The sequence below is a fragment of the Micromonospora kangleipakensis genome (assembly GCF_004217615.1).
Taxonomy (GTDB): domain Bacteria; phylum Actinomycetota; class Actinomycetes; order Mycobacteriales; family Micromonosporaceae; genus Micromonospora; species Micromonospora kangleipakensis.
On sequence record NZ_SHLD01000001.1, the window covers coordinates 3,889,163 to 3,901,107 of the forward strand.

Sequence of the window (11,945 nt, forward strand, 5' to 3'; positions counted from 1 at the left end):
ACGTCCGGGGCCCGCTGAGCACCAGGGGGGAGGGCTGACTACCAGGAGCCGGCGGTCGGGCCGGCCGACCCGCCGCGGCGGCGCAGGTATTTCTCGAACTCCTGGGCGATCTCGTCCCCGGTCAGCGGCGTGATGCCGGCGTCGCCGACCCGCTCCTCCAGCTCGCGGACGTACTCGCCCAGCTCGGCGTCCTGCTCGGCGGCGCTGCGCACCCGCTGCTCCCACTCGGCCGCCTCCTCGGCCAGGTCGGCCATCGGCACCGGCAGGTCGAGCACCTCCTCGACCCGGTGCAGCAGCGCGAGGGTCGCCTTGGGGCAGGGCGGGTTGTTCGCGTAGTGCGGCACGTGCACCCAGAACGACACCGCGTCGACCTCGGCGCGGGCGCAGGCGTCGTGCAGCACCCCGACGATGCCGGTCGGCCCGTCGTAGCGGGTGGGGGTGAGCTGGTAGCGCTGGGCGGCCTCCGCGTCGGAGGCGCTCCCGCTGATCGGCAGCGGCCGGGTGTACGGCACGTCGGCCAGCAGCGCGCCGAGCAGCACCACCCGTTCGACCTCCAGGCTGTGGCAGATCTCCAGCACCTGCTCGCAGAAGGTGCGCCAGCGCATGCTCGGCTCGATGCCACGGATCAGGACCACGTCCCGCTCGGTGCCCTCCGGGCTGGCCACCATGAAGCGCGTAGTGGGCCACTCCACCCGGCGGGTCTCGCCCTCGGCCATGGTGATGGTCGGCCGGCTCACCTGGAAGTCGTAGAAGTCCTCCGGGTCCAGCTCGGTCACCTGCCGGGCCTGCCAGACCTGCTCCAGGTGCTCCACCGCGGCGGTGGAGGCGTCCGCGGCGTCGTTCCAGCCCTCGAAGGCCGCGATGGCGACCGGGGACCGCAGCACCGGCAGCCCGTCGAACTCGGTCACGCCGTCACCTCGCCCTGCTCGTCGGGAGCGGCGCCGGGCCGCTGCCGCGACATCCGCCCGCCGGGCACGCTGGCGTCCCTGATGTCCTTCACGTCCGTCAGCCTACGTGCCGGCGCGGGACGCGGCCCGTCGGCCGCGCCGGTGGTGGATCGGACCAGCCTCGCCAAACGGTCATACGGACCCGGTGATCCCGCTGACAGTATGTGGGAACGCCAGCATGGCTCGACCGGGGCGCGAGACGTCGCACTAACCTGGCTCTGTGCGGACTTCGTTGCTGGATGTGCTCGCGGACCGGATCCTCATCGCCGACGGGGCGATGGGGACGATGCTCCAGGCTGCCGACCTGACCCTCGACGACTTCGAGGGGCTGGAGGGCTGCAACGAGATCCTCAACGTCACCCGGCCGGACGTCGTACGCGGGGTGCACGACGCCTACCTGGCGGCCGGGGCGGACTGCGTCGAGACCAACACCTTCGGCGCCAACCTCGCCAACCTCGCCGAGTACGACATCCAGCACCGGATCCGGGAGCTGTCGGAGGCGGGCGCGCGGATCGCCCGGGGGGCCGCCGACGCGTACGGCACGCCGGAGCGGCCCCGCTTCGTGCTCGGCTCGATCGGCCCCGGCACCAAGCTGCCCACCCTGGGGCACGCCGCGTACGCGACGCTGCGCGACGCGTACCAGGAGAACGCCGCCGGCCTGATCGAGGGCGGCGCGGACGCGCTGATCGTGGAGACCTGCCAGGACCTGCTCCAGGTGAAGGCCGCGGTGGTCGGCTCGCACCGGGCGATGGCCGAGACCGGCCGGAAGGTCCCGCTGATCTGCCACGTCACCGTGGAGACCACCGGCACCATGCTGCTCGGCAGCGAGATCGGCGCGGCGCTCACCGCGATCGAGCCGCTCGGCGTGGACCTGATCGGCCTGAACTGCGCGACCGGCCCGGCGGAGATGAGCGAGCACCTGCGCTACCTCTCCCAGCACGCCCGGGTGCCGCTGTCGGTGATGCCCAACGCCGGCCTGCCGCAGCTCACCGCCGACGGTGCGGTCTACCCGCTGACCCCGGTGGAGCTGGCCGACGCCCTGGAGCGCTTCGTCGCCGAGTACGGCGTCTCCCTGGTCGGCGGCTGCTGCGGCAGCACCCCGGAGCACATCCGGGTGGTGGCGGAGCGGCTGCACGGCGCCCGCCCCGGCCCCCGCGAGCCGCGGCAGGACGCGGGCGTCTCCTCGATCTACCACCACGTGCCGTTCGCGCAGGACGCCAGCGTGCTGATGGTGGGGGAGCGGACCAACGCCAACGGCTCCAAGGCGTTCCGCGAGGCGATGCTCGCCGCCGACTGGCAGGCCTGCGTGGAGATCGCCCGCAGTCAGGCCCGGGACGGCTCGCACCTGCTGGACCTCTGCGTCGACTACGTGGGCCGGGACGGCACGCAGGACATGCGGGAGCTGGCCGGCCGGTTCGCCACCGCCTCCACGCTGCCGATCATGCTGGACTCGACCGAGCCGGCGGTGGTCGAGGCCGGGCTGGAGATGCTCGGCGGGCGCTGCGTGGTCAACTCGGTGAACTTCGAGGACGGCGACGGCCCGGAGTCCCGCTACGCCCGGGTGATGCCGGTGGTCGCCGAGCACGGCGCCGCCGTGGTCGCCCTCCTGATCGACGAGGAGGGCCAGGCCCGCACGAAGGACTGGAAGGTCCGGATCGCGGGCCGGCTGATCGAGGACCTGACCACCCGGTGGGGGCTGCGCCGCTCCGACATCCTGATCGACGCGCTGACCTTCCCGATCGCCACCGGGCAGGAGGAGACCCGCCGGGACGGCATCGAGACCATCGAGGCGATCCGGGAGATCGCCGCCCGCTACCCGGGGGTCAACTTCACCCTGGGCATCTCCAACGTCTCCTTCGGACTCAACCCGGCGGCCCGGCAGGTGCTCAACTCGGTCTTCCTGCACGAGTGCGTGCAGGCCGGGCTGACCTCGGCGATCGTGCACGCCAGCAAGACCCTGCCGATGTCGAAGATCCCCGAGGAGCAGCGCGAGATCGCCCTCGACCTGATCTACGACCGCCGCCGCGAGGGGTACGACCCGGTGCAGCGGTTCATCGAGGTCTTCGAGGGTGTCGACGCCGCCTCGGCGCGGGCCACCCGGGCCGAGGAGTTGGCCGCGCTGCCGCTGGACGAGCGGCTCAAGCGGCGGATCATCGACGGCGAGCGCAACGGCCTGGAGGCCGACCTGGACGCGGCGATGGCCGGCGGCCGGTCGCCGCTGTCCATCATCAACGACCTGCTGCTCGACGGCATGAAGGTGGTCGGCGAGCTGTTCGGCTCCGGCCAGATGCAGCTGCCGTTCGTGCTCCAGTCCGCCGAGGTGATGAAGACCGCGGTGGCCTACCTGGAGCCGCACATGGAGAAGGCCGACGACGGCGGCAAGGGCCGGATCGTGCTCGCCACCGTCAAGGGCGACGTGCACGACATCGGCAAGAACCTGGTCGACATCATCCTGTCCAACAACGGCTACGAGGTCGTCAACATCGGCATCAAGCAGCCGATCAACGCGATCCTCGACGCCGCCGAGCAGCACCGGGCAGACGCCATCGGCATGTCCGGGCTGCTGGTCAAGAGCACGGTCATCATGAGGGAGAACCTGGCCGAGATGGCGTCGCGCGGGGTCGCGGAGCGCTGGCCGGTCCTGCTCGGTGGGGCGGCGCTCACCCGGGCGTACGTCGAGGACGACCTGCGGTCGGTCTTCCCGGGCCAGGTGCACTACGCCCGCGACGCGTTCGAGGGACTCTCTCTGATGGACCGGGTGATGGTGGCCAAGCGCGGCGGCGCGCCGGTGGTGGACCCGGAGCGGGAGGCGGCCCTGGCCGCGCGGCGGGCCCGGCGGGAGCGGCAGCGGGCGATGGTCAGCGAGGCGCTGCCGGAGCTGGACGACGCTTCGGTCCGCTCCGACGTGGCCACCGACGCGGCGGTGCCCACCCCGCCGTTCTTCGGCACCCGGGTGGTGAAGGGGGTGCCGTTGGCCGACTACGCGGCGCTGCTCGACGAGCGGGCCACCTTTCTCGGCCAGTGGGGGCTGCGCGGCGCCCGCGGCGGCAAGGGACCGTCGTACGAGGAGCTGGTGGAGACCGAGGGCCGGCCGCGGCTGCGGTACTGGCTGGACCGGCTGATCGCCGACCAGGTCCTCGAGGCGGCCGTGGTCTACGGCTACTTCCCCGCGTATGCCGAGGGCAACGACCTGGTGGTGCTGGACGAGAACGGGCACGCCGAGCGGGCCCGGTTCTCCTTCCCCCGGCAGCGACAGGAGCGGCGGCTCTGCCTGGCCGACTTCTTCCGGCCAAAGGGCGACGAGCTGGACGTGGTGGCGTTGCAGCTGGTCACCGTCGGGCAGCCGATCAGCGAGTACACCGCGAAGATGTTCGCCGGCAACGAGTACCGCGACTACCTGGAGGTGCACGGCCTGTCGGTGCAGCTCACCGAGGCCCTGGCCGAGTACTGGCACCGACGGATCCGCGCCGAGCTGACCCTGCCGGGCGGGCGTACGGTCGCCGACGACGACCCGGCGGACCTGGCCGGCCTGCTGCGCACCGACTACCGCGGCTGCCGGTACGCCTTTGGCTACCCGGCCTGCCCGGACCTGGAGGAGCGGGCGAAGATCGTGGAGCTGCTGGGCGCGGAGCGGATCGGGGTGCAGCTGTCGGAGGAGTTCCAGCTGGTGCCGGAGCAGGCCACGGACGCGATCGTGGTGCACCACCCGGAGGCGAACTACTTCAACGCCAAATAGGCGGGGGAGCCCTGGCAGACTGTCTGACCTGCGGTTTCATTGTCAAGATCCCTCCGCAGTCCGCGTACGGTCCGCACTCTGATCGCCTGCTCCGGCCGGCACAGGCCGCGGGTCTGGCACCAGTCGCTCATCGGCTGGTCACGGGTGAGCACCGGCGATCCGGGGGTGGATCCGGCAAGGGCCCCGGGTCGCCGGGCGACTGTGGCGCGCAGCTCGGCGATCTGCTGGTCGCGCAGGGCGTCCAGCTCGTCGGTCGCTTCGCGCTCCTCGGCGACGAGCCGCGCGTGCTCGGACAGCTCGTCGGGGGCGAGGTCGCGGGTTTCGGTCGCCGCGCGGGTGAGGATCGCGTCGGCCGCGGTGCGCGCCTGTACACGCATGTCCCGCAGCTGCGCCAGAAGATCAGACAAGGCAGCCTCTCATGGTCGAGGTGCCGCCTTGCTGGTGATCATACACGAACTTCAACCATGGTTGAGGTTTGCCGTGCAGTGCCCGCATGAGGCACCCCGGCCAGCCGCGCCCGGGCGGACCGCCGGGACCGATCGGACCGAGCGGGCCGCGCGGCCATTCGGACGTGCCGGCACGGCCACCCACGGATCCGGCGGATCGGCGGCCGAGAGGTGACGTCGGCTCGTAGGCTCCCCAGCCATGGGGTCAACTAAGCTGCCGTCGATCGCCGTCGCCCTCTGCTTCGTGGTGCCGTTCGCCATCGCGGTGGCGGCGCTCTGGTGGGCCACCCGCCGACGCCGAAAGTGAAGGGGCGCCCGATGGGTCAGCATCGGGCGCCCCTTCGGCCTCGGTCAGTCCTGCTCGCGTAGCCACCGCTCGAGGTCGGCGAGCATCTGGTCACCGTCAACTTCGTCCGCCGGCATGACGCCCACCTCACGCGCCAGCGCGGTGACCGCGTCCGGGCCTTCCTCGGACGCCTCGGCCAGCCGGCGCAGCTGCTCGTCGCGCTGCCGGCAACGCTCCAGCCCGTCGGCGTACCCGGTGTCGAACGTCGTGTCCAGCTCCTTGTCGGAGTGCATCCGGCGCGACCTGGCACGCTGCGACGGGCGACGGGTGGTCGACGGCCGCCACCACCGCTCCGGCCGGGTCACCTCCGGCCGCCCTTCGAGAGGTCGATCAGCCGGCGCACCTGGTAGGCGAGCACCCGGCCCTGCTCCGTCGGCAGGTACAGGTACCGCGCGTCGCCGGACTCGGTCACCTCTTGGACGAGCATCGGCGCGCCGACCGCCGGGCGCCAGGTCTGCTCAAGCCACAGCCGCATCGGCACCGTGGCAGCCTCAGTGGTGGCCGGAATCGGCCGGCAGTGGTGGATGCCGTCGACGCGGCAGATGGGCCCCTGGACGCACCAGCAGATGTTCATCCGGCTGACGGTCCCAGCGATCGCCGGCCTTGGTGCCCGATGCGTGCCCGATCCCACAGTCGGGCGAGGGCCAACGGCGGTCAAGGCTCACGCTGGCCTCACGCCGATGACCAGCGCCGGCGACAGTTCAGGATGCTTGCCCGCCCGGCGACACCACCAATTCCTGAACTGTGTGCCGCTCGAAAGGGCAGTGCGGAGGTTGACTGGATGCTCAGCGCCGCGAGCGGAACCGAGCGTAGAGGAGGGCCGGCAGTACACCCAGGCAAGCCACCGTCATCCAGGTAGCCCATACCTCACGCAGCCACGGTGGCGACCACAGTGGACCTCAGGGTGGGTGGCGCGTGGCGCCTGCACATGGTGGAGAACGAGGAGAAGCCCTACGTCACCGGCGGCGTCCACGCGAGATCGTACGGCCGGAGAGGCTGGTCTCTCCGGCGCCGGCGGGCCTGCCCCGCTCAGGCCGAGCCAGGCACGGATCCGACGCTACGGCGGCGCCACCACGCCGTGGCGGGAAAGCCCGAGTTCCGCCCGGAGGCCGGCCGCCGGCGGCGGCGGCCCGGGGCCGTGGTTCAGCGCAGCCGGGCGGCCCGCGAGTGCAGATAGCGCTGTTGCGGCAGATTCATCGAACGCCCCGCCGCCGCCAGGTACGCCTGCCGCGCCGCCTCCGGCTCCCCGGCCAGCTCCAGCAGATGCGCCCGGGCCGCGGGCAGCCGCGCGTCCTGGGCGATCCGCCGGTCGGCGGCCAGCCCGTCGAGCAGATCCAGCCCGGCGTGGGGACCGCGGGCCATGGCCACCGCCACGGCGTGGTTGAGCCGGACCACCGGGTTGTCGGCGACCTCCAGCAGCAGCTCGTAGAGGGCGACGATCTGCGGCCAGTCCGTCGCGTCCATGCTCGGCGCCTCGTCATGCAGGGCGGCGACGGCCGCCTGGAGCTGGTACGGGCCGACCGCGCCGTGCGGCAGCACGCGGCTGACCAGGGCGACTCCCTCGGCGATCTGCTCACCCCGCCAGCGCCCACGGTCCTGTTCGGCCATCGGCACCAGCTCGCCGCCCGGGCCGGTCCGGGCGGGGGTACGGGCGTCGGTGAGCAGCATCAGCGCCAGCAGCCCGGCCGCCTCGGGGTCGTCGGTCAGCTCGTGCAGCATCCGGGCCAGCCGGATCGCCTCGCCGCACAGGTCGGCGCGGTGCAGCTGCGGCCCCGACGTGCTGGCGTATCCCTCGTTGAAGATCAGGTACAGCACGTGCAGGACGGCGTCCAGGCGGGCGGCCCGGTCCGCCCCGACGGGCGGCGCGAACGGCAGCCCGCTGCCCCGGATGCGCTGCTTGGCCCGGGTGATCCGGCGGGTCATGGTCGCCTCCGGCACCAGGAACGCCCGGGCCACCTCGGCCGTGCTCAGGCCGCCGACCGCGCGCAGGGTGAGCGCGATCTGCCCCGCTGGCGGCAGCGACGGGTGGCAGCAGAGGAAGAGCAGGATCAGGGTGTCGTCGGCGTCGGGCGGCGCGCTGTCCGCGGCCGGGGCGAGCCACCGGTCGGGCGGCAGCCGGCGGGCCACGGTGTCCTCGCGGCGACGGCGGGCCCGCTCGGTGCGGAGCAGGTCGGTCAGCCTCCGGGAGGCGACCGTGATCAGCCAGGCCTTCGGGTCGTCGGGGCGGCCGTCGACCGGCCAGCGGGTGGCGGCGGCGAGCAGTGCCTCCTGGGTGGCGTCCTCGGCGGTGTCGAAGTGTCCATACCGGCGCACGAGGGCGCCGAGGACCTGCGGCGCCAGTCGGCGCAGCAGGTCCTCGACGGCGTCACCGGGCACGACGACGACTCACCCGTCGAGATCCTCGATGCCCTCGGCAACCGGCCGCACGTCCACGTATTCGCCGTCGGCGTCCGGGTTGACGAAGCGGGCGGCGATCTGAGTGGCCCGGTCGAAACTGGCACAGTCGACGACCGTGAACCCGGCCAGCACCTCCTGGGTCTCCGGATACGGCCCGTCGGTCACCACCGGGGCTCCGTGACGCAACTGCACCCGCCGGGCGTGCACGGGAGCCGTCAGGCCGCGGCCGTCGACGAGTTCGCCGGACTCGGCGAGCTCCTTGTGGACGGACTCCATGTGCGCGTGCATGGCCGCGACCTGCTCGGCCGACATCGGCGGCTTCCCGCCGGGCCGGCCGGCCATCGCGTCGTAGTCCTGCTGCGACCCGTACAGCATGATCATGTACTTCACGGTCTCTCCTCTCGGCCGGCGCCCCGTCGGGCGCCGGCACTGAGACGTCGGGGCCGAGGAGCCGTCCCGGACATCCACCGCCACCGGATCCGAGCGTAGGCGGGAATCAGGCCGCCCGAGCGCAGGCCAGCAGGGCGGCGGTGGGCAGCGCGAGCTGCCCGTCGGTGTCGCGGTGGCGGGCGCTGAGCAGGTCGTACTGCTGGCGGATCCGCTCGCGCACCGCCGTGGGCTGCCGTTGCAGCGCCAGGCCGATGGTCCCGATGCCGTTCGCGGGGCCGTCCCACCAGGCCTCCGGGTCGGCGCGGTGCTCCCAGGACATGGTCAGGCACCGCACGTCGGTCAGGCCGGCCGCCGCCAACAGGCCGGTCAGGCCGTCCTCGGTACGGGGGAAGTCGTGCTCCGGCGCCAGGCGGGGCAGGTCCGCCGGCGTTTGGACGCCGGCGGCGGCGACCGCCTCGCCCCAGAGCCGTTGCAGCGGTGGCTGCGGAGTCGGCCAGATGGTGACCGCCACCTGTCCGCCGGGTCGCACCAGGCGGCGCAGCTCGGCCACTGCGGCGGCCGGGTCCGCTACGTGGTTGAGCACGAAGTTGGCGACCGCCGCGTCGAAATCGCCGGCCGGGAATGGCAGGTGGGGCAGGACGGCTTCGTGGAGCTCCGCGCCCGGAGCGTTGCGCCGGGCCGCGTCCAGCATGTCCGGTTCCGCGTCGACCGCCACCACCTCGGCGCCGCGCTGCAGCGCCCGCGCCGCGACGGTGCCCGGTCCGGTGCCGACGTCGATCACCCGCCGTCCGGCCCGCACCCCCGCCGCGTCCAGCAGCGCCTCCACCGGGTACGCGCAGAGCCGGCCGAAACTACGCTCGTACGCCGCCGCCCGCCCCGCCCAGCGGGACCGTTCGTGCGCGTCGAAGTCCGTCACGATCATGGACGGCAGCGTAGCCGCGCCTCGCCGTGTGCGCGGGTCCTACCGTGCAGGGCATGCTGACGACTCTGGTGGTGCTCGTGGTGGTGGCCGCGGTCTTCGCGGCCGGGTACGGCTTCGTGGCCTGGCGTGACCGGGCCCGCAATACCTCCGGCGAGGAGTCCGCTGCCGCCCGGGACGCCCGCGCCCGGCAGCAGCGGTACGAGGCGGAGCGGCACGGCACGCAGGGCGACGTGCGGCAACGCGACCAGTTCGGCCAATCCTGACCCGGGCGCGCGCCACCGACGGAACCTTCCGTCCCCGGCCCGTCGCCCCTCGTGGAGTGGGTGACCGTCCTACCGTTTGGGGCATGCGGACCTTGTCTGGTGGTGCTCGCGGTCGTGGCCGTGCTCGTCGCGGTGGCCGTACGTCGGCTGGCGTGACCGTCGGAGGCTGAGCTGCGACGACGACCCGGAGGTCGTCCGGGCCGCCCGAGCGGCGCCGTCGCGAGGCCGAGCGGCAGCACGCGCAGAGCGACGGCTGGAACCGCGGTGGCCACGGCTTCACCGGCTGACCCGTGGCGGGGGAACTACGCTGCCCGCATGACCCGGCGGACCCGACGGCTGCTCGTGCTCCTGGCCGGTGTGACCGGTGCCGGTGTGCTCGCGTCCTGCGGTGGCGGGCTCTGGATGCTGCGGGCGGGTGAAGCGGAGCAGCGGGACTGCGCGGCGCAGGTGGCCGCGGACGAGGCCGAGGTCCGCACCGACCGGGTGTGGACCGGGCAGGACGTGTCGGGCATTGGGGACTACGCGGAAATCCACTGGCAGGTCGACTTCCCGAGCCTCGCCTGTTCTCGGGCGCCCGGGCCCACCGACCTGGTGTACCAGGGCGTGGTGCGGTTGGCTCCGGCGGACGCCCGCGCGCTCGCCGAGGCGTACCGCTGGGAGCCGGTGCCCGCGGCGACGCCGGACTTCGGCAAGCCGCCACCGATGGTGGTGTGGCCCGGCCTCGCGCCGTACCTGCCGGACGGCGTGCGGTGGCTCCGCAGCCCCGAGTACGACGACAGCAGCCGGGCGACGGTCCAACTGGACCCGGACCGGGCACTGCTGCTGGTCGCCACTGCCGACATGTGAACGATCACCGGCGGTGGTGCGTGATCACGGGTGGGTATCATCCGCGAGCGGTCGGGGTACTGCGCAGGCAGAGCTTCGAGGCGCCGGGGAGGACACCGTGGGGGACAGGGCTGGACGTCGGCGACCGGGCCTGCTCCCCGGTCTGCTCGTGGCGGCGGTGGTGGCCGCCGGCTGCATGGTCGGCGGGGTGAGCGAGGGCGAGCCGCAGCAGCCCCGCCCGGAGCAGTCCCGACAGCCGGCCTCCCCGGGCGCGCCGACCACCCAGGAGGACGGGACCACCAGCGTCGCCGAGTTCAAGAAGGACTTCAACGACGCCGTCGGCATCGCCCAGCGCTACTGGACCGACCAGTTCCGCGCCTCCGGCGAGCGGTTCCAGCCGATCCGGCGGGTGGTGCCGTACACCCGGGCGGGGGAGGTGTCCTGCGGCGGGGAGGGGCTGCCCCGCAACAACGCCGTCTACTGCTCGGCGGGGGACTTCATCGCCTACGACGTGAACTGGTCGGTGGCGGCGTTCCGGCAGGTCGGCGACGCGTTCCTGTTCTACCTGCTCGGCCACGAGTACGCCCACGGCGTGCAGGTGCGCCTCGGCATCCGCTACAACTTCACCATCCAGCAGGAGTTGCAGGCCGACTGCATGGCCGGGGCGTACATCGGCGACAGCGTCCGGTCCCGGGTGCTCACCCTCGACCAGGGCGACCTGGACGAGTTCCGGGAGGGGCTGCTCGCGGTCGGCGACGACCCGGACCAGCCGTGGTTCGCCGAGGGCTCGCACGGCACCGCCGAGCAGCGCACCGACTCGTTCTTCCGCGGCTACGAGAAGTCCCTGGGCGCCTGCGGCCTGAGCTGACCGCGATGATGCCGCAGGTCACGCCGGGCCGGTACGGCGCGCGGCGGGTGCGGCCCGGCTGAGAGGATCGGCCGGTAGGTCCGCACCCGTTCAGGAGGCTCCGCTGAGCAGCAAGCATCCCGCCGCCGTGCTCTTCGACATGGACGGCACCCTGGTCGACAGCGAGAAGCTGTGGGACGTCGCGTTGCAGGAGCTCGCGGCGGTGTACGGGGGCAGCATGTCCGACGCGGCCCGCAAGGCGATCATCGGCACCAGCATGGCCGACTCCATGCGGATCCTGCACGACGACCTCGGCCAGCCGGAGCGCGACCCGGAGGCCAGCGCCGCCTGGATCAACGCCCGCATCCTGGACCTGTTCCGCACCGGCCTGCGCTGGCGACCGGGCGCGCTGGCGCTGCTGCGGGCGGTCCGCGCGGCGGGCATCCCCACCGCCCTGGTGACCTCCAGCGGCCGACCGCTGGTCGAGGTCGCCCTCGACACGCTGGGGCGGGACAGCTTCGACGCGGTGGTCTGCGGCGACGAGGTGGACGCGGCCAAGCCGCACCCGGAGCCGTACCTGACCGCCGCCCGGCTGCTCGACGTGCCGATCGGGCGCTGCGTGGCGATCGAGGACTCGCCGACCGGGGTGGCCAGCGCCCTCGCGGCCGGGGCGGCCGTGCTGGCCGTACCGGCGGAGGTGCCGCTGCCGCCGACCGACGGCGTACACCAGCTGGAGAGCCTGACCGGGGCGGACCTGGAGCTGCTGGCGGCGCTGCTCGGCGAACCGCCCGCCTGACCGCGACACGCGAAGGGGCCCCGCCGACCG

Annotated in this window: 12 protein-coding genes; 5 read left to right on the forward strand and 7 right to left on the reverse strand. The window is 73.2% G+C overall.

Annotated elements, in window-relative coordinates; genetic code table 11:
• Positions 1 to 38: 38 nt before the first annotated feature.
• Entirely contained in the window at positions 39 to 908 is an 870-nt protein-coding gene (locus EV384_RS18695) for a PAC2 family protein (protein WP_130335091.1), read from the reverse strand.
• Positions 909 to 1,167: 259 nt separating this feature from the next.
• Here EV384_RS18695 and metH point away from each other — a divergent pair, with 259 nt between their 5' ends.
• Positions 1,168 to 4,683, forward strand: a complete 3,516-nt coding sequence (gene metH, locus EV384_RS18700; RefSeq protein WP_207232363.1) for a methionine synthase — start codon at positions 1,168 to 1,170, stop codon at positions 4,681 to 4,683.
• Here the strand turns inward: metH and EV384_RS18705 are convergent.
• The 6 genes from EV384_RS18705 to EV384_RS18730 all read right to left on the reverse strand — a co-directional run bounded on the left by EV384_RS18705 (position 4,665) and on the right by EV384_RS18730 (position 9,184).
• Positions 4,665 to 5,060 (reverse strand): hypothetical protein, encoded by a 396-nt coding sequence (locus tag EV384_RS18705; RefSeq protein ID WP_130335093.1) that lies wholly within the window; start codon positions 5,058 to 5,060, stop codon positions 4,665 to 4,667. The genes metH and EV384_RS18705 overlap by 19 nt on opposite strands.
• Before the next feature lie 420 nt (positions 5,061 to 5,480).
• The gene (locus tag EV384_RS18710) at positions 5,481 to 5,708 is read right to left on the reverse strand and encodes a hypothetical protein (protein WP_130335095.1); all 228 of its coding nucleotides are present in this window, start codon (positions 5,706 to 5,708) and stop codon (positions 5,481 to 5,483) included.
• Positions 5,709 to 5,776: 68 nt separating this feature from the next.
• Positions 5,777 to 6,049 carry a hypothetical protein gene (locus EV384_RS18715; protein ID WP_130335097.1) on the reverse strand — a complete coding sequence of 91 codons (273 nt, stop codon included), beginning with the start codon at positions 6,047 to 6,049 and terminating at the stop codon, positions 5,777 to 5,779.
• A 569-nt stretch (positions 6,050 to 6,618) separates the two neighbouring features.
• Positions 6,619 to 7,851, reverse strand: coding sequence for an RNA polymerase sigma factor (locus tag EV384_RS18720; RefSeq protein WP_130335099.1), 1,233 nt, complete (start codon positions 7,849 to 7,851; stop codon positions 6,619 to 6,621).
• A 9-nt stretch (positions 7,852 to 7,860) separates the two neighbouring features.
• On the reverse strand, positions 7,861 to 8,253 hold the full coding sequence (locus EV384_RS18725; protein WP_242624497.1) for a YciI family protein: 393 nt from the start codon (positions 8,251 to 8,253) through the stop codon (positions 7,861 to 7,863).
• A gap of 115 nt (positions 8,254 to 8,368) precedes the next feature.
• Complete coding sequence (locus EV384_RS18730) at positions 8,369 to 9,184, reverse strand: class I SAM-dependent methyltransferase (protein WP_207232364.1); 816 nt, start codon at positions 9,182 to 9,184, stop codon at positions 8,369 to 8,371.
• A gap of 53 nt (positions 9,185 to 9,237) precedes the next feature.
• On the opposite strand from EV384_RS18730, the gene EV384_RS18735 reads away from it, so the two are divergent.
• The 4 genes from EV384_RS18735 to EV384_RS18750 all read left to right on the forward strand — a co-directional run bounded on the left by EV384_RS18735 (position 9,238) and on the right by EV384_RS18750 (position 11,915).
• Entirely contained in the window at positions 9,238 to 9,447 is a 210-nt protein-coding gene (locus EV384_RS18735) for a hypothetical protein (protein WP_130335103.1), read from the forward strand.
• A 315-nt stretch (positions 9,448 to 9,762) separates the two neighbouring features.
• Positions 9,763 to 10,293 carry a hypothetical protein gene (locus EV384_RS18740; protein ID WP_130335105.1) on the forward strand — a complete coding sequence of 177 codons (531 nt, stop codon included), beginning with the start codon at positions 9,763 to 9,765 and terminating at the stop codon, positions 10,291 to 10,293.
• Between the two features lie 97 nt (positions 10,294 to 10,390).
• Positions 10,391 to 11,140: a neutral zinc metallopeptidase gene (locus tag EV384_RS18745; protein WP_130335107.1), complete on the forward strand. Its 750-nt coding sequence runs from the start codon at positions 10,391 to 10,393 to the stop codon at positions 11,138 to 11,140.
• A 127-nt stretch (positions 11,141 to 11,267) separates the two neighbouring features.
• Positions 11,268 to 11,915 carry an HAD family hydrolase gene (locus EV384_RS18750; RefSeq protein WP_130335109.1) on the forward strand — a complete coding sequence of 216 codons (648 nt, stop codon included), beginning with the start codon at positions 11,268 to 11,270 and terminating at the stop codon, positions 11,913 to 11,915.
• The last annotated feature ends 30 nt before the right edge of the window (positions 11,916 to 11,945 follow it).